The following is a 17776-nucleotide window of genomic DNA, read 5'->3' on the forward strand; positions in this document are numbered from 1 at the left end:
TCCCCCGCCCCGCCCACGGGCTCCCCCCGCCCCCCGCCGGCCGCCCGCCCCCGGGGGGGGGGGGGGGGGCCGTCGTGTGCCCCGCGGCGGGCGGGCGTCGTGTCCTCCGCGGCGGGCGCTCAGCCGATGTCCGGCGGGTCGACCCTGATCCGTACCGGCTCCCCGCCGCCGCGCGCCATCCGGGCGGCCCGCGCCTGCTTGAGGGCGGCCGCCAGGGCCGCGCCGCTCCCCGGCGGGACCCGGACCAGGGCCCGGTCCCACTGCTCGCCCGGCGGCGGGTCGCCGGGTCTGCGAGGGCCGCCGGGACGGACGACGGGCAGCGGCACCGGGCCGAGGATCTCGGCGTCCGCGGGCAGCCCGGCCGCCGCCAGGAACCCTTCGACGGCCTCCGGCGGGCCCGACACCGCGGCCATCCGGGAGACCGGCGGGAAGCCGAGCTCGGCGCGCTCGGCCAGCTCGCGCTGGGCGTGCCCGACCGGGTCCCAGCGGACCAGCGCCTGGACCGGCCGGAGCGTCGGCTCGGCGACCACCACGACCGTGCCGCCCTCGGCCTGGCCCCGCACCAGCGAGGCGGCGTCGATCCAGCGGCGCAGGGCCTCCTCGCCGGCCCTCAGGTCGGGGCGGCCGAGCATGGCCCAGCCGTCGAGGAGCAGTGCCGCCGCGTAGCCGCCGTCGGCGACCGGTTCGGCGCCGGGGGTGGAGACGACGAGCGCCGGGCGCCCGGGCACGCTGTCCAGGACGTGGTCGCGTCCCGAGGTCCGTACCGGAACCGCCGGGAACGCCCGGCCCAGTTCCTCCGCCGTCCGCCGCGCGCCCACGATCTGTGCCCGCAGCCGGTTCGACCCGCACGCCACGCAGTGCCAGTCGGGCGCGCCCCGCCCGCACCAGCCGCACCGCAGTTCCTGCTGGTCGGGGGCTTCCAGGGGCCCGGCGCAGTGGCGGCAGCGGGCGGGGGTCCGGCACCGCTCGCAGGCCAGCTTCGGAACGTATCCCCGCCGGGGCACCTGGACGAGCACCGGACCGGTCTTGAGCCCCTCCCGCACGGTCTGCCAGGCGAGCGAGGGCAGCCTGGCCGCACGGGCGGCCTCGTCGCGGGCTAGCTCCCCGTCGCCGACGGTCCGGATCAGGGGGGCGGCCCTGCGCACCTGCTCGCGGCCGGCGGTGAGCGCCTTGGCCCAGCCGGACTCGACGAGCTGGGCGGCCTCGACGGTGCAGCTCGTGCCGCCGAGCAGGAAGGCGCACCGGTCGAGGCCGGCGCGCAGGATCAGCACCTCGCGCGCGTGGGGCTGCGGGGCGTGCGGCTCGCTGTGGCTGCCGTCGCCGTCGTCCCAGATGGCCACGAGCCCGAGGTCCCGTACGGGGGCGAACATCGCGGCCCGGGTGCCGACGACCGCCCGCACCGCGCCGCGCCGCACCGCCAGCCATTGCGCGTACCGCTTCTCCGGCCCGGCCTCGGCGGTCAGCAGCGCGTGCCGCCCCTCCCCCAGGACTTCGGCCAGCGCCGCGTCGACCCGGCCGGCCGCCCGCCCGTCGGGGACGACGACGAGCGCGCCCCGTCCCGAGGCGAGGGTCGCGCCGACGGCCCGGGCGATCTCCTCGGCCCAGTACGGCCCCGGGAGCGCGTTCCACACGGCCCGGGGCGCCCCGCCGCGGGCCAGGGAGTCCAGGAACGCCGTCCCCCGCTCGTAGCGCGTCCAGGTCCCCGGCTCCGGCGCGCGCGGCGGCGGCAGCGGCTCCGGCGAGGGGCGGCCTTCGGCGCGGGCGCTGCGCGGCGGCACGGCGAGCTGGAGCACGTCCGCGAGGCTTCCCGCGTACCGGTCGGCCACGGCGCGGGCGAGTCCGAGCAGCTCGGGTCCGAGGACCGGCTCGGGCGAGACGACGTCGGCGAGCGCGGCCAGCGGTCCGGAGTAGTCCGAGGTGGCCCGGCGCTCGACGAGGAAGCCGTCGATCAGGCGGCCGCCCTCCCGCCGTCCGTTCTTGACCTGGTGGGCTCCTGCCCCGAACCGGACGCGCACCCGTACTCCGGGCCGCGCGGCCCCGTCGAGCTCCTCGGGCACCGCGTAGTCGAAGAACTGGTCGAGGTGGAGCGCTCCCTTGTTCACCACGACCCTGGCGACCGGCAGCTCCTTCGCCAGCGCGGCCCCCCGCCAGGTCCGCGGCTTGGCCCGCGGCACCTTCGCCGTCCGCACGGTCTCCCGAATGAGCGCGAGCTGCTCGGGTTCGTCGGACTTCTCGTTCTCGCTGCTCACAGCCCCATACCTACCAGACCCCACCGACAGCCGGAGACGGCCGAAGCCCGGCACCCCTCCAGGGGGTACCGGGCTTCGGGCGCGTGCGGGCGATTACAGACCGGCGGCCGTCTTCAGGGCGTCCACGCGGTCCGTGCGCTCCCAGGTGAAGTCCGGCAGCTCGCGGCCGAAGTGGCCGTAGGCGGCGGTCTGGGAGTAGATCGGGCGGAGCAGGTCGAGGTCGCGGATGATCGCGGCCGGGCGGAGGTCGAAGACCTCGGCGATGGCGTTCTCGATCTTCTCGTTCTCGACGGTGTTGGTGCCGAAGGTCTCGACGAAGAGGCCGACGGGCTCGGCCTTGCCGATCGCGTACGCGACCTGGACCTCGCAGCGCGAGGCGAGGCCCGCGGCGACGACGTTCTTGGCGACCCAGCGCATGGCGTAGGCGGCCGAGCGGTCGACCTTGGACGGGTCCTTGCCGGAGAAGGCGCCGCCACCGTGGCGGGCCATGCCGCCGTAGGTGTCGATGATGATCTTGCGGCCGGTGAGGCCGGCGTCACCCATCGGGCCGCCGATCTCGAAGCGGCCGGTCGGGTTCACCAGGAGGCGGTAGCCGTCGGTGTCGAGCTTGATGCCGTCCTCGATGAGCTGCTTGAGCACGTGCTCGACGACGAACTCGCGGATGTCGGGCGCGAGCAGCGACTCCAGGTCGATGTCCGAGGCGTGCTGCGAGGAGACGACGACCGTGTCGAGGCGGACGGCCTTGTCGCCGTCGTACTCGATGGTGACCTGGGTCTTGCCGTCGGGACGCAGGTACGGGATGGTCCCGTTCTTGCGGACCTCGGTGAGGCGGCGGGACAGGCGGTGCGCGATGTGGATCGGCAGCGGCATCAGCTCGGGGGTCTCGTCCGAGGCGTAGCCGAACATCAGGCCCTGGTCGCCGGCGCCCTGCTTGTCGAGCTCGTCCTCGTCGCCCTCGACCCGCTTCTCGTACGCGGTGTCGACACCCTGGGCGATGTCCGGGGACTGGGATCCGATGGACACCGACACGCCGCAGGAGGCGCCGTCGAAGCCCTTCTTGGAGGAGTCGTAACCGATCTCCAGGATCTTGTTCCGGACGAGGGTCGGGATGTCCGCCCACGCCTTGGTGGTCACCTCACCGGCGACGTGCACGAGGCCGGTGGTGATCAGCGTCTCGACGGCGACGCGAGAGGTGGGGTCCTCCCGCAGCAGTGCGTCGAGGATGGTGTCGCTGATCTGGTCAGCGATCTTGTCGGGGTGACCCTCGGTGACGGACTCCGAGGTGAACAGACGACGGGACACAACGCTCCCTGGTGTTGCAGCGGCTGCTGGCTACTCGTGACGGACCGGCAGGGGGCTGCGCCCCGCGACGTTCCACGAACAGTCTATCGGTCGTGGTCGGGGTGTGGACCAGGTGTCTCGACAGACGAATGGCGCAGGGGGCGCGGAACCCCCCTCCTACAAGGCCGAGATCGCCCTTTCGGTGGGACGTACATCACTCGCGGGTCGGCGTTTCCCGCCTCCGCCGCGTCGCCTCGCGACCCGCCCCGGGACGGGGGAAGCCTGTCAGGTCACGGGCCGCAGCCGCGGCAGGACGAGGTCCCACACCGTCTCGGCGAGCGCTTCCTTCGGTCCGTACGGAACGGGGGTCTCGGCGCCGTCCGAGGCGAGGACGACGGCCTCGTTCTCCTCGGAGCCGAACGTCTTGCGCTCCCCCACCTCGTTGACGACGAGCAGGTCGCAGCCCTTGCGGCGGAGCTTCTCCCGCCCGTTGGCGAGGACGTCGTCGGTCTCGGCGGCGAAGCCGACGACCACCTGGCCGGGCAGGGCGCGGTCGGCGGACAGCTCGGCCAGGACGTCGGGGTTGCGGACGAGCTCGACGGTGGGGGCACCGTCGTCGCCCTTCTTCTTGATCTTCCCGGTGGCGTAGACGGCCGGGCGGAAGTCGGCGACGGCCGCGGCCATCACCACGGCGTCCGCGTCGGCGGCGGCCTTGAGCACGGCCTCGCGGAGCTGGACGGCGGTGCCGACGTGGACCACGTCGACGCCGGCCGGGTCGGGAATGCCGGTGTTGGCCTCGACCAGGGTCACCCGGGCACCGCGGGCCGCCGCGGCCCTGGCGAGCGCGTAGCCCTGCTTGCCGGAGGAGCGGTTGCCCAGGTAGCGCACGGGGTCGAGGGGCTCCCGGGTGCCGCCTGCGCTGACCACGACGTGGCGGCCGGCGAGGTCGGGGGCGGTGACGCCGCGCGCGAGGATCCGCCGGCAGACCTCGAAGATCTCCCCGGGGTCGGGCAGCCGGCCCTTGCCGGTGTCGACGCCGGTGAGACGGCCGACGGCGGGCTCGATGACGACGGCGCCGCGGCGGCGGAGGGTGGCCACGTTCTCCTGCGTGGCCGGGTGCTCCCACATCTCGGTGTGCATCGCGGGGGCGAACACGACCGGACAGCGCGCGGTGAGCAGCGTGTTCGTGAGGAGGTCGTCGGCGAGGCCGTGGGCGGCCTTGGCCAGCATGTCGGCGGTGGCGGGGGCGACGACGACGAGGTCGGCCCCCTGGCCGATCCGCACGTGCGGCACCTCGTGGACGGACTCCCACACCTCGGTCGAGACGGGGTTGCCGGAGAGCGCCGACCAGGTGGCCGCTCCGACGAAGTTCAGGGCGGAGTCGGTGGGCACCACGCGGACGTCGTGGCCCGACTCGGTGAACCGGCGCAGCAGCTCGCACGCCTTGTAGGCGGCGATGCCGCCGCTGACCCCCAGAACGACCTTCGGCTCGGCCACGACTTCCCACCACTCCCCGCACTCGGACGCGCACTCGGATGCGTACGACTCCATGAGACACCACAGGCCCGGCGGATGTTCCGCCGGGCCTGTGGTGACAAGCGTTACAAGCGATACGTGCTTACGTCGCCGGGCCCTCGATGGCCTCGGACGTCAGCAGACCCGCGTTGATCTCCCGCAGGGCGATCGAGAGCGGCTTCTCGTGGACGTGGGTGTCGACGAGCGGACCCACGTACTCCAGCAGGCCCTCGCCGAGCTGGGAGTAGTACGCGTTGATCTGACGCGCGCGCTTGGCCGCGTAGATCACGAGGCTGTACTTCGAGTCCGTGGCCTCGAGCAGCTCGTCGATCGGCGGGTTGATGATGCCCTCGGGCGCAGTCATGGAAGAGGACACGCTCTACCTTCCGAAGATGGAGAAAAAATCAGACATGCTGTGAAGATTCGGGAACCCACGGCGTCAGCCGTTGTTGTCCAGGTCCCCAGATGACAGCAGCATCAACGTTAGCAGCTCGCGTGCGACGTCCTCGACGGAGGTGTTGACGAGCGTGGTGTCGAACTCCGCTTCGGCGGCCAGCTCGACCTTCGCGGCCTCCAGTCGGCGCGCGATGACCTCGGGCGACTCGGTGCCCCGGCCGGTGAGCCGGCGGACCAGCTCCTCCCAGCTCGGCGGAGCCAGGAAGACCAGCTGGGACTCCGCCATGGAGTCCTTGACCTGACGGGCGCCCTGGAGGTCGATCTCCAGGAGGACGGGCTCCCCGGAGTCCAGGCGCTCGAGGACCGCGCCCCGCGGGGTGCCGTATCGGTTGCCCGCGAACTCGGCCCATTCGAGGAGCTCACCGTTGGCGATCAGCTTGTCGAACTCGTCGTCCGTCACGAAGAAGTAGTGGACGCCGTGCTTCTCGCCGGGGCGGGGCTTCCGTGTCGTCGCCGACACCGAGAGCCAGACCTCGGGGTGGACCTTGCGCATATGAGCGACGACCGTGCTCTTGCCGACCCCTGAGGGGCCGGAGAGCACGGTCAGCCGCGGACGTACCTCTGCTGCCATGCAGCGATTATTCCAGCTTTACCGGTGTGCCCGGGACGCGCGTCCCGGATCAGGCGCCGGTGCTGCCGAACTCCCGCTCCAGGGAGGCGATCTGGTTCGAGCCGAGACCGCGGACGCGGCGGCTCTCGGAGATGCCGAGGCGCTCCATGATCTGCTTGGCGCGGACCTTGCCCACGCCCGGCAGGGACTCGAGGAGAGCGGAGACCTTCATCTTGCCGATGACGTCGTTCTCCTGGCCGGTCTTGATGACCTCCTGCAGGGAGGCGCCGGAGTGCTTGAGTCGATTCTTGATCTCGGCCCGCTCCCGGCGAGCCGCGGCGGCCTTCTCGAGCGCGGCTGCGCGCTGTTCAGGGGTAAGGGGCGGAAGAGCCACGCCTACGTCACCTCGGATGTCGATCTGTCGGATACGGACCGGTGAGGAACCCAGCGCCCCACACCAGTGGAGCAACGTCCAACGGAGTGTCGCTGAACGCCTGCTCTGCCCCGGAGACTAGCGGCCGAGGCCGCTCCCGTCAGCGAGAACAGCGGAAAAGTCCTGGTCAGCATCGACCGACCGGGACTTTTCCGACATAACGACCCGGTTTTGAGCCAAGTTTTCGTCAAGTAGTGAGACGGCCCGGCGGGACGGGCCGTCCCACCGGGCCGAAAAGGCTCCCACCTGCGGCTTGGCCTGACACCCCGGATCGGATCGCCCGGGAGCCCGGTGGGGATCGCCGGCGGACCCGCTACGCGCCGACGGCCGCCCGGACCTCGTCCGCGTACCGGTGAGCCGAGTCCCGCAGAGCGGCCGCGTCCGGTCCGTGCTTCAGGACTCCGCGGCTGACGTTCGGGACGACGTTGCGGACCGCCGCGCCGAAGACGGCGGGAAGGTCGGCCGGGGTCGCGCCCTGGGCACCGATGCCGGGGGCGAGCAGCGGCCCGTTGATGTCGAGGTCGAACGAGGACAGGTCGCCGAGGGTGGCGCCGACGACCGCGCCGAAGGAGCCCATGGGCGTCTCCCCCGCGTTCTCCGCCGCCAGGTGGCCCAGCATCGTCGCGCCGATGGTCCGGCCGTCCTCGCGGACCGCCCGCTGGACCTCCGCGCCCTCCGGGTTGGAGGTGAGGGCCAGCACGAAGAGGCCGGCGCCGGACTCGCGGGCCAGGTCGACGGCCGGCTTCAGGGAGCCGTAGCCGAGGTACGGGGAGACCGTGAGCGCGTCGGAGAAGAGCGGGGAGTCCTTGCGCAGGAAGGTCTCGGCATAGGCGGCCATGGTGGAGCCGATGTCGCCGCGCTTGGCGTCCATGACGACCAGGCCGCCCGCGGCGCGCAGGTCGGCGACGGCCCGCTCCAGGACCGCGATGCCGCGCGAGCCGAAGCGCTCGAAGAAGGCGGACTGCGGCTTGAAGACGGCCACGGTGTCCGCGAGCGCCTCGACGACCGTGAAGGTGAAGCGTTCGAGACCGGCGATGTCGTCGGTCAGGCCCCAGGAGTCGAGCAGGGCGGCGTGCGGGTCGATGCCGACGCACAGGGGGCCGCGCTCGTCCATGGCGGAGCGCAGGCGGGTACCGAAGGAGAGGGTCACTGGGCGGCCTTTCGGTTGTCGGCGCCGACGGCCTCGGCGAGGGTGGCGTACGGGGAGGCGGCGAGGCGCGCGGCGAGGCCCTTGTGGATCGCGCGGGCGTAGAACGGCCCCTCGTAGATGAAGGCGCTGTAGCCCTGGATCAGCGTGGCGCCGGCGAGGATCCGCTGCCAGGCGTCCTCGGCGTTCTCGATGCCGCCGACGCCCACGAGGACCAGGCGGTCGCCCACGCGCGCGTGGAGGCGGCGCAGGACGGCCAGGGAGCGCTCCTTGACGGGCGCGCCGGACAGGCCGCCGGTCTCCTTGACCAGCTCCGGGTCCGACGTCAGGCCCAGGCCCTCGCGCGCGATGGTGGTGTTGGTGGCGATGATGCCGTCGAGGCCGAGCTCCAGGGCGAGGTCGGCGACCGCGTCGACGTCCTCGTCGGCCAGGTCGGGGGCGATCTTCACCAGGAGCGGGACGCGGCGGCCGGTGACGGAGCGGTCGGCGGCCTCCCGTACGGCCGTGAGCAGCGGGCGCAGGGACTCGGTGGCCTGGAGGTTGCGCAGCCCCGGGGTGTTCGGCGAGGAGACGTTCACGACGAGGTAGTCGGCGTGGGCGGCGAGGCGCTCGGTGGACTTCACGTAGTCGGCGGCGGCCTCCGCCTCCGGCACGACCTTGGTCTTGCCGATGTTGACGCCGACGACGGTCTTGAAGACCGGCACGCGCGCGTGGAGGCGCGCGGCGACGGCGGCGGAGCCCTCGTTGTTGAAGCCCATGCGGTTGATCAGGGCGCGGTCCGGGACCAGCCGGAAGAGGCGCTTCTTCGGGTTGCCGGGCTGGGCTTCGCCGGTGACGGTGCCGATCTCGATGTGGTCGAAGCCGAGCATCGACATGCCGTCGATGGCCACGGCGTTCTTGTCGAAGCCGGCGGCGAGGCCGAAGGGGCCGTGCATCCGCAGGCCGAGGGCCTCGGTGCGCAGCTCCTTGTACCGGGGCGCGAGGACGGCGGCGACGAAGGTGCGCAGGACGGGGACGCGGGCGGCCAGGCGGATCCAGCGGAAGGCCAGGTAGTGGGCCTTCTCGGGGTCCATGCGCTTGAAGACGACGGTGAAGAAGAACTTGTACATGCGGGGAGTCCAGGTGTGCTCATGAAGAGGGGGACACCGCGGTGTTTCCGGTGTCCCCCTCGTTCGTACGGGCTGCTAGTCGCGGGCCGCGGTCAGATGCTCCGCGTGTTCCTGGAGCGAGCGGACGCCGACGTCGCCGCGGTTGAGCGCGTCGATGCCCTGGACGGCGGCGGCGAGCGCCTGGACCGTGGTGAGGCACGGGACGCTGCGGGCCACCGCGGCCGTACGGATCTCGTAGCCGTCGAGGCGGCCGCCGGTGCCGTACGGGGTGTTGACGATCAGGTCGACCTGGCCGTCGTGGATCAGCTGGACGATCGTCTTCTCGCCGTTCGGGCCCTCGCCCTCGCTGAGCTTGCGCACGACCGTGGCGTTGATGCCGTTGCGCTTGAGGACCTCGGCGGTGCCGGAGGTGGCGAGCAGCTCGAAGCCGTGGGCGACGAGCTCGCGGGCCGGGAAGATCATCGAGCGCTTGTCGCGGTTGGCGACGGAGATGAACGCGCGGCCCTTGGTGGGCAGCGGGCCGTAGGCGCCGGCCTGCGACTTGGCGTACGCCGTGCCGAAGACCGCGTCGATGCCCATGACCTCGCCGGTGGAGCGCATCTCCGGGCCGAGGACGGTGTCGACGCCGCGCCCGTGGATGTCGCGGAAGCGGCTCCACGGCATCACGGCCTCCTTGACGGAGATCGGCGCGTCGATCGGCAGGGTGCCGCCGTCGCCGGTCTTCGGCAGCAGGCCCTCGGCGCGCAGCTCGGCGATGGTGGCGCCCAGCGAGATGCGGGCGGCGGCCTTCGCGAGCGGCACGGCGGTCGCCTTCGAGGTGAAGGGGACGGTCCGGGAGGCGCGCGGGTTGGCCTCCAGGACGTAGAGGATGTCGCCGGCCATGGCGAACTGGATGTTGATCAGGCCGCGGACGCCGACGCCCTTGGCGATGGCCTCGGTGGAGGCGCGCAGCCGCTTGATGTCGAAGCCGCCGAGGGTGATCGGGGGCAGGGCGCAGGCCGAGTCGCCGGAGTGGATGCCGGCCTCCTCGATGTGCTCCATGACGCCGCCGAGGTAGAGCTCCTGGCCGTCGTAGAGCGCGTCCACGTCGATCTCGATCGCGTCGTCGAGGAAGCGGTCGACCAGGACCGGCCGGGTGGGGCTGATCTCGGTGGACTCGGCGATGTACGACTCCAGGCGGGTCTCGTCGTAGACGATCTCCATGCCGCGGCCGCCGAGCACGTACGACGGGCGCACGAGGACGGGGTAGCCGATCTCGTCGGCGATGGCCTTGGCGCCGGCGAAGGTGGTCGCGGTGCCGTGCTTGGGGGCCGGCAGGCCGGCCTCGGCGAGGACCCGGCCGAACGCGCCGCGGTCCTCGGCGGCGTGGATGGCCTCCGGGGAGGTGCCGACGACCGGCACGCCGTTGTCCTTGAGCGCCTGGGACAGACCCAGCGGGGTCTGGCCGCCGAGCTGGACGACGACGCCGGCGACGGGGCCGGCCAGCGTCTCGGCGTGGACGATCTCCAGCACGTCCTCGAGCGTCAGCGGCTCGAAGTACAGGCGGTCGGAGGTGTCGTAGTCCGTCGAGACGGTCTCCGGGTTGCAGTTGACCATCACGGTCTCGTAGCCGGCGTCGCTCAGGGCGAAGGAGGCGTGGACGCAGGAGTAGTCGAACTCGATGCCCTGGCCGATGCGGTTCGGGCCGGAGCCCAGGATGATCACGGCGGGCTTGGTGCGCGGCGCGACCTCGCTCTCCTCGTCGTACGAGGAGTAGAAGTACGGGGTCTTGGCGGCGAACTCGGCGGCGCAGGTGTCGACCGTCTTGTAGACCGGTCGGACGCCGAGGGCGTGCCGGACCTCGCGGACGACGTCCTCGCGCAGGCCGCGGATCTCGGCGATCTGGGCGTCGGAGAAGCCGTGGCGCTTGGCCTCGGCGAGGATCTCGGGCTCGAGCTTCTCGGCGGCGGCCAGCTCGTCGGCGATCTCCTTGATCAGGAAGAGCTGGTCGACGAACCACGGGTCGATCTTCGTGGCGTCGAAGACCTCCTGCGGGGTGGCGCCGGCGCGGATGGCCTGCATGACGGTGTTGATGCGGCCGTCGGTCGGGCGGACCGCGTCGCGCAGCAGCTCGTCCTTGTCGCCGGGCTCGCCGACGAAGGTGAACTGCGAGCCCTTCTTCTCCAGGGAGCGCAGGGCCTTCTGGAGGGCCTCGGTGAAGTTGCGGCCGATGGCCATGGCCTCGCCGACCGACTTCATGGTCGTGGTGAGGGTGGAGTCGGCCTGCGGGAACTTCTCGAAGGCGAAGCGCGGGGCCTTGACGACGACGTAGTCGAGCGTGGGCTCGAAGGACGCCGGGGTCTTCTCCGTGATGTCGTTCGGGATCTCGTCCAGCGTGTAGCCGACGGCGAGACGGGCCGCGATCTTGGCGATCGGGAAGCCGGTCGCCTTGGAGGCGAGCGCGGAGGAGCGGGAGACGCGCGGGTTCATCTCGATGACGATGATCCGGCCGTCGACCGGGTCGATCGCGAACTGGATGTTGCAGCCGCCGGTGTCGACGCCGACCTCGCGGATGATCGCGATGCCGATGTCGCGGAGCCGCTGGTACTCGCGGTCGGTGAGCGTCATCGCCGGGGCGACGGTGATCGAGTCACCGGTGTGGACGCCCATCGGGTCGAAGTTCTCGATGGAGCAGACGACCACGACGTTGTCGTTCTTGTCGCGCATCAGCTCCAGCTCGTACTCCTTCCAGCCGAGGATGGACTCCTCCAGGAGCACCTCGGTGGTCGGGGAGAGCGTGAGGCCCTGGCCGGCGATGCGGCGCAGCTCGTCCTCGTCGTGGGCGAAGCCGGAGCCGGCGCCGCCCATGGTGAAGGAGGGGCGGACGACGACGGGGTAGCCGCCGAGCGTCTCGACGCCCTTGAGGACGTCGTCCATGGAGTGGCAGATGACCGAGCGGGCGGACTCGCCGTAGCCGATCTTGGCCTTGACGGCCTCGACGACGCCCTTGAAGAGGTCGCGGTCCTCGCCCTTGTTGATGGCCTCGACGTTGGCGCCGATGAGCTCGACGCCGTACTTCTCCAGGACGCCCTGCTCGTGCATGGAGATCGCGGTGTTCAGCGCGGTCTGGCCGCCGAGGGTGGGCAGGAGGGCGTCGGGGCGCTCCTTGGCGATGATCTTCTCGACGAACTCGGGGGTGATCGGCTCGACGTAGGTGGCGTCGGCGATCTCCGGGTCGGTCATGATCGTGGCCGGGTTGGAGTTGACCAGGATCACCCGCAGGCCCTCGGCCTTGAGGATGCGGCACGCCTGGGTGCCGGAGTAGTCGAACTCTGCGGCCTGGCCGATGACGATCGGGCCGGAGCCGATGACCAGGACGGACTGGATATCGGTGCGCTTAGGCACGCTCGGCCTCCATCAGGGATACGAAGCGGTCGAAGAGGTACGCGGCGTCGTGCGGGCCCGCGGCCGCCTCGGGGTGGTACTGGACGGAGAAGGCCGGCTGGTCGAGCAGCTGGAGGCCTTCGACGACGTCGTCGTTCAGGCAGACGTGGGAGACCTGGGCACGCCCGAAGGGGGTGTCGGAGATCTTGTCGAGGGGCGCGTCGACGGCGAAGCCGTGGTTGTGCGCGGTGACCTCGACCTTGCCGGTGGTGCGGTCCTGCACCGGCTGGTTGATGCCGCGGTGGCCGTACTTCAGCTTGTAGGTGCCGAAGCCGAGGGCGCGGCCGAGGATCTGGTTGCCGAAGCAGATGCCGAAGAGCGGGGTCTTGCGCTCCAGGACGGCGCGCATGACGGCGACGGGACCGTCGGCCGTGGCCGGGTCGCCGGGGCCGTTGGAGAAGAAGACGCCGTCCGGGTTCACCGCGTAGATGTCCTCGGCGGTGGCGGTGGCGGGCAGCACGTGGACCTCGATGCCGCGCTCGGCCATCCGGTGCGGGGTCATGCCCTTGATGCCGAGGTCGACGGCGGCGACGGTGAACTTCTTGGTGCCGATCGCGGGGACGACGTACGTCTCCTTGGTGGCGACCTCGGCGGAGAGGTTCGCGCCCTTCATCTGGGGCTGCTCCTGCACCTTGGCGAGCAGGGCCTCGTCGCGGACGCCGGTCCAGGCGTCGCCGGAGAAGATGCCGACGCGCATGGCGCCGCGCTCGCGCAGGTGGCGGGTGAGGGCGCGGGTGTCGATGCCGGAGATGCCGACGACGCCCTGGCGCTCCAGCTCCTCGTCCAGCGAGCGCTGGGCGCGCCAGTTGGAGGAGACGCGGGCGGGGTCGCGGACGACGTAGCCGGAGACCCAGATGCGGCCGGACTCGGGGTCCTCGTCGTTGACGCCGGTGTTGCCGACGTGCGGGGCGGTCATGACCACGACCTGGCGGTGGTACGACGGGTCGGTGAGGGTCTCCTGGTAGCCGGTCATGCCGGTGGAGAACACGGCCTCGCCGAAGGTCTCCCCCACGGCCCCGTAGGCGCGGCCGCGGAAGATGCGGCCGTCCTCCAGGACGAGTACGGCGGGAGTCTTGTCGGCTCCCCTGGTGGAGGTCGTCATCGTGCGATGCCTTCCGTCGTGGTGGTGTGGTTCATGGAGTTGAGGGCCTCGACCCAGGCGGTGTGCTCGGCCGCCCGGTCGGAGCGGAAGCCGGAGTCGAGCAGCTTCTCGCCGTGGGCCCAGGTGACGATCAGCAGGCCGCCCTCGGCGAGGACCTTGCCGGCGATGCCCTTGTCGAGGCGTGCCCCGCGCAGGGCGTCGGCCGGGACGAAGAAGTCGTTCGCCCCGGGGCGTACGACCTCGATCCCGGCGTCGGTGAGCGTGAGCTCGACCCGGCTGCGGGTGCCGAGGCCGTGGGCGACGATCCGGTCGAGCCACTGGCCCGCGGTCGTGGACCCGTGGTAGCGCCCGCTCAGGGTCAGTCTCGCCGCACCGGGCTCCTGCGGCGCGGTGGGAAGCTCGGGGAGGTCCGACTGGAGGCTGCCGCGCCACTTCCATCCCTGGCGCATCAGCCAGTAGACGAAGGCGATGAAGAGCAGCAGGCCGGCGACCCAGCCGATCCTGCCGGCCCAGTCGGTCACCTCCGCCGACTTCTGGTCTGCTGCCTGTGCGGCGATTGCGATGAGTGGTGTCACGCCAGCTTCCCGTCCACGACCGTTGCCCGGCCCCGCAGGAAGGTGTGGGTGACGCGTCCCGGCAGCTCACGACCCTCGTAGGGGGTGTTGCGGCTGCGGGAGGCGAAGTCCGCGGGGTCCACGACACCACGGTATGCCGGATCGATCAGCGTCAGGTTCGCGGGCTCACCAGCCGAGACGGGTCGTCCGTGGCCGGAGGCCCGTCCGATGCGGGCGGGGGCGAAGGACATGCGGTCGGCGACGCCGGCCCAGTCGAGGAGGCCGGTCTCGACCATCGTCTGCTGGACGACGGAGAGCGCGGTCTCCAGGCCGACCATGCCCATGGCGGCCGCGGCCCACTCGCAGTCCTTGTCCTCGTGCGGGTGCGGGGCGTGGTCGGTGGCGACGATGTCGATCGTGCCGTCGGCCAGCGCCTCGCGCAGGGCGAGGACGTCCTTCTCGGTGCGCAGCGGCGGGTTGACCTTGTAGACCGGGTTGTACGAGCGGACCAGCTCGTCCGTGAGGAGGAGGTGGTGCGGGGTGACCTCGGCGGTGACGTCGATGCCGCGGGACTTGGCCCAGCGGACGATCTCGACGGAGCCGGCGGTGGAGAGGTGGCAGATGTGGACGCGGGAGCCGACGTGCTCGGCGAGGAGGACGTCGCGGGCGATGATCGACTCCTCGGCGACGGCGGGCCAGCCGCCGAGTCCGAGTTCGGCGGAGACGATGCCCTCGTTCATCTGGGCGCCCTCGGTGAGGCGGGGCTCCTGGGCGTGCTGGGCGACGACGCCGTCGAAGGCCTTCACGTACTCCAGGGCGCGGCGCATGATCACGGCGTCGTCGACGCACTTGCCGTCGTCGGAGAAGACGGTGACGCCGGCGGCGGAGTCGTGCATGGCGCCGAGCTCGGCGAGCTTCTTGCCTTCGAGGCCGACGGTGACGGCGCCGATGGGCTGCACGTCGCAGTAGCCGGACTCCTTGCCGAGGCGGTAGACCTGCTCGACGACGCCGGCGGTGTCGGCGACCGGGTGGGTGTTGGCCATGGCGAAGACGGCGGTGTAGCCGCCGGAGGCGGCGGCGCGGGTGCCGGTGAGGACGGTCTCGGAGTCCTCGCGGCCGGGCTCGCGCAGGTGGGTGTGGAGGTCGACCAGGCCGGGCAGCAGGATCAGGCCGTCGGCCTCGATCACGGTCGCGCCCTCGGCGGACAGGCCGGTGCCGACCTCGGCGATGGTCTCGCCGTCGACGAGGACGTCCTGGATGTCGCCGCCGAGGACCTTCGCACCGCGGATAAGGATCTTGCTCATGGTTACTTGCTCTCCTCGGTACGGGTGTGGCTGACGGCGGACTCGTTGCCGCCCAGAAGCAGGTAGAGGACGGCCATCCGGACGGAGACGCCGTTGGCGACCTGCTCGACGACCGTGCAGCGGTCGGAGTCGGCGACCTCGGCGGTGATCTCCATGCCGCGGACCATCGGGCCGGGGTGCATGACGATGGCGTGTTCGGGCATCTTCGCCATCCGCTCGCCGTCGAGCCCGTAGCGGCGCGAGTACTCGCGCTCGGTCGGGAAGAAGGCGGCGTTCATCCGCTCGCGCTGCACACGAAGCATCATCACCGCGTCGGACTTCGGCAGCACGCTGTCGAGGTCGTACGAGACCTCGCAGGGCCAGGTCTCGACGCCGACGGGGACCAGGGTGGGCGGGGCCACCAGGGTGACCTCGGCGCCGAGGGTGTGCAGCAGGTCGACGTTGGAGCGGGCGACCCGGCTGTGCAGGACGTCGCCCACGAGGGTGATGCGCTTGCCGTCGAGGTCCCGGCCGAGACCGGCGTCGCGGCCGACGAGGCGGCGGCGCATGGTGAAGGCGTCGAGCAGGGCCTGGGTGGGGTGCTGGTGGGTGCCGTCGCCGGCGTTGATGACGGGGGCGTCGATCCAGCCGGAGGTGGCGAGGCGGTACGGGGCTCCGGAGGCGCCGTGCCGGATGACGACCGCGTCGACGCCCATGGCCTCCAGGGTCTGCGCGGTGTCCTTGAGGGACTCGCCCTTGGAGACGCTGGAGCCCTTGGCCGCGAAGTTGATGACGTCGGCGGAGAGGCGCTTCTCGGCGGCCTCGAAGGAGATCCGGGTGCGGGTGGAGTCCTCGAAGAACAGGTTGCAGATGGTCCGGCCGCGCAGGGTCGGCAGCTTCTTGATGGGCCGGTCGGCCACCCGGGCCATCTCCTCGGCGGTGTCGAGGATCTGGACGGCGTCGTCGCGGGTGAGGTCGGCGGCCGAGATGAGGTGACGCATCATCGGGGTGTCTCTCCGTGGTGGGGAGGTGTGCGGACATGCGGGGGCGCAGGGGTGTGCCCTGGGCCCCGCGGGAAAGCCGGTCCGGCTAGGAGGCGGGCCTGGTGCCGAGCAGCACGGTGTCGCGACCGTCCTCCTCGGCGAGCTGGACCTTGACCGTCTCCCGCAGCGACGTGGGGAGGTTCTTGCCGACGTAGTCGGCACGGATCGGAAGTTCGCGGTGGCCGCGGTCGACGAGGACCGCGAGCTGGACGGCGCGCGGGCGGCCGATGTCGCCGAGGGCGTCGAGGGCGGCGCGGATGGTGCGGCCGGAGAAGAGCACGTCGTCGACGAGGACGACGAGGCGGCCGTCGACGCCGTCACCGGGGATCTCGGTGCGGCCGATGGCGCGGGCGGGCTTCAGCCGGAGGTCGTCCCGGTACATGGTGATGTCGAGGGAGCCGACCGGGATCTTCGTGCCGGTGATCGACTCGAGCTTCTCGGCGAGCCGGCGGGCGAGGAACACGCCGCGGGTGGGAATGCCGAGGAGGACCACGTCGTCTGCGCCCTTGGCGCGCTCGACGATCTCGTGGGCGATGCGGGTGAGGACCCGCGCGATGTCGGGGGCCTCGAGGACGGGCCGGGCGTCATCGCCGTACTGCTGCTGGGTGTCCATGAAAAACGGACCTCCTTCTCCGCCTCACGGGACGGTTCTTAAAGGACGTCGGAATTGCGCGTTCACTTTACCAGGGGGTGGACGGGTGTACGACGCGCGCCCCGGCGCGCCGCTCCGTGCGCCGTCCCCCGGGAGGAGGCGGTACGGACCATTCGGCTTGACGGGAAAGAGTAACGCTGCGTAACCTCACAGTGAGTTACCAGCCGCGCGGCGCAGCCGCATGTCGTCACAGCGTCCGGGAGCGTTATGTCCAGCGAATACGCAAAGCAGCTCGGGGCCAAACTCCGTGCCATCCGCACCCAGCAGGGTCTGTCCCTCCACGGAGTGGAGGAGAAGTCCCAGGGCCGCTGGAAGGCCGTCGTGGTCGGCTCGTACGAGCGTGGTGACCGTGCGGTGACCGTGCAGCGCCTTGCCGAGCTGGCCGATTTCTACGGGGTGCCGGTGCAGGAGCTCCTGCCGGGCACGACCCCCGGCGGGGCGGCCGAGCCGCCGCCGAAGCTGGTCCTCGACCTGGAGCGCCTGGCGCACGTCCCCCAGGAGAAGGCCGGCCCGCTCCAGCGCTACGCGGCGACGATCCAGTCGCAGCGCGGCGACTACAACGGCAAGGTGCTGTCGATCCGCCAGGACGACCTGCGCACGCTCGCCGTCATCTACGACCAGTCCCCCTCGGTCCTCACCGAGCAGCTCATCAGCTGGGGCGTGCTGGACGCGGACGCGCGCCGCGCGGTCGCCCACGAGGACAACTGACCCCTTACGAGGGCACAGCAGAAACGTACCGCCGGGCCCGTGGACGTCATCGGACGTCCACGGGCCCTCGGCGTTCCCCCGGCCGGTGCGCGAGCGCCGGGAGAGCCCTGAGCGGCCGTACGAGCGCCGGGAGGGCCCCGTACGGCCCCGCACGTGCCGGGAGGAGCAGACTTCCCCGGACGAGCGCCGCGAGGCGCCGTACCTCCCCGTACAGCGCCGTGAGGCGCCGCACCCGCCCGGGAAACGCCGAAGGGGCCCGCAGCACGTGTGC

The 17776-nt window shown here is 71.8% G+C and carries 16 protein-coding genes; 1 reads left to right on the forward strand and 15 read right to left on the reverse strand.

Going from position 1 to position 17776, the window contains the following annotated elements:
- Positions 1–119: 119 nt before the first annotated feature.
- From ACFCY7_RS35365 to pyrR, 14 genes are all read right to left on the reverse strand, one after another.
- Positions 120–2249, reverse strand: a complete 2130-nt coding sequence (locus ACFCY7_RS35365; RefSeq protein ID WP_376490178.1) for a primosomal protein N' — start codon at positions 2247–2249, stop codon at positions 120–122.
- A 93-nt stretch (positions 2250–2342) separates the two neighbouring features.
- The gene (gene metK, locus ACFCY7_RS35370) at positions 2343–3551 is read right to left on the reverse strand and encodes a methionine adenosyltransferase (RefSeq protein WP_376490179.1); all 1209 of its coding nucleotides are present in this window, start codon (positions 3549–3551) and stop codon (positions 2343–2345) included.
- A 264-nt stretch (positions 3552–3815) separates the two neighbouring features.
- Positions 3816–5081 (reverse strand): bifunctional phosphopantothenoylcysteine decarboxylase/phosphopantothenate--cysteine ligase CoaBC, encoded by a 1266-nt coding sequence (coaBC, locus tag ACFCY7_RS35375; RefSeq protein WP_376490180.1) that lies wholly within the window; start codon positions 5079–5081, stop codon positions 3816–3818.
- A 67-nt stretch (positions 5082–5148) separates the two neighbouring features.
- A complete protein-coding gene (rpoZ, locus tag ACFCY7_RS35380; protein ID WP_366042461.1) occupies positions 5149–5421 on the reverse strand; it encodes a DNA-directed RNA polymerase subunit omega in 273 nt (90 codons plus the stop codon).
- 63 nt (positions 5422–5484) lie between these two features.
- A complete protein-coding gene (gmk, locus tag ACFCY7_RS35385; protein WP_376490181.1) occupies positions 5485–6072 on the reverse strand; it encodes a guanylate kinase in 588 nt (195 codons plus the stop codon).
- Positions 6073–6121: 49 nt separating this feature from the next.
- Positions 6122–6445, reverse strand: a complete 324-nt coding sequence (locus ACFCY7_RS35390) for an integration host factor (protein WP_362572758.1) — start codon at positions 6443–6445, stop codon at positions 6122–6124.
- 352 nt (positions 6446–6797) lie between these two features.
- Complete coding sequence (gene pyrF / locus ACFCY7_RS35395; protein WP_376490182.1) at positions 6798–7634, reverse strand: orotidine-5'-phosphate decarboxylase; 837 nt, start codon at positions 7632–7634, stop codon at positions 6798–6800.
- On the reverse strand, positions 7631–8740 hold the full coding sequence (locus ACFCY7_RS35400) for a quinone-dependent dihydroorotate dehydrogenase (RefSeq protein WP_376490183.1): 1110 nt from the start codon (positions 8738–8740) through the stop codon (positions 7631–7633). The genes pyrF and ACFCY7_RS35400 overlap by 4 nt, the downstream gene beginning before the upstream one ends.
- A gap of 75 nt (positions 8741–8815) precedes the next feature.
- Positions 8816–12124, reverse strand: a complete 3309-nt coding sequence (gene carB / locus ACFCY7_RS35405; protein WP_376490184.1) for a carbamoyl-phosphate synthase large subunit — start codon at positions 12122–12124, stop codon at positions 8816–8818.
- Positions 12117–13265, reverse strand: a complete 1149-nt coding sequence (carA, locus tag ACFCY7_RS35410; RefSeq protein ID WP_376490185.1) for a glutamine-hydrolyzing carbamoyl-phosphate synthase small subunit — start codon at positions 13263–13265, stop codon at positions 12117–12119. Before carA ends, carB begins: the two co-directional genes overlap by 8 nt.
- The gene (locus ACFCY7_RS35415) at positions 13262–13840 is read right to left on the reverse strand and encodes a hypothetical protein (RefSeq protein WP_376490186.1); all 579 of its coding nucleotides are present in this window, start codon (positions 13838–13840) and stop codon (positions 13262–13264) included. Before ACFCY7_RS35415 ends, carA begins: the two co-directional genes overlap by 4 nt.
- Positions 13837–15123 (reverse strand): dihydroorotase, encoded by a 1287-nt coding sequence (locus ACFCY7_RS35420; protein ID WP_376490187.1) that lies wholly within the window; start codon positions 15121–15123, stop codon positions 13837–13839. Before ACFCY7_RS35420 ends, ACFCY7_RS35415 begins: the two co-directional genes overlap by 4 nt.
- Before the next feature lie 2 nt (positions 15124–15125).
- Positions 15126–16106: an aspartate carbamoyltransferase catalytic subunit gene (locus ACFCY7_RS35425; protein WP_376490188.1), complete on the reverse strand. Its 981-nt coding sequence runs from the start codon at positions 16104–16106 to the stop codon at positions 15126–15128.
- Positions 16107–16191: 85 nt separating this feature from the next.
- Positions 16192–16758 (reverse strand): bifunctional pyr operon transcriptional regulator/uracil phosphoribosyltransferase PyrR, encoded by a 567-nt coding sequence (pyrR, locus tag ACFCY7_RS35430; protein ID WP_376490189.1) that lies wholly within the window; start codon positions 16756–16758, stop codon positions 16192–16194.
- Between the two features lie 246 nt (positions 16759–17004).
- Between pyrR and bldD the strand changes: the two genes are divergently transcribed.
- Positions 17005–17505 carry a transcriptional regulator BldD gene (gene bldD, locus ACFCY7_RS35435; RefSeq protein ID WP_017242229.1) on the forward strand — a complete coding sequence of 167 codons (501 nt, stop codon included), beginning with the start codon at positions 17005–17007 and terminating at the stop codon, positions 17503–17505.
- Between the two features lie 46 nt (positions 17506–17551).
- Here bldD and ACFCY7_RS35440 read toward each other — a convergent pair.
- On the reverse strand, positions 17552–17776 hold a 225-nt coding region (locus ACFCY7_RS35440), incomplete at its 5' end, for a hypothetical protein (protein WP_376490190.1).

This window comes from Streptomyces sp. NPDC056361 (genome assembly GCF_042262805.1).
GTDB lineage: Bacteria > Actinomycetota > Actinomycetes > Streptomycetales > Streptomycetaceae > Streptomyces.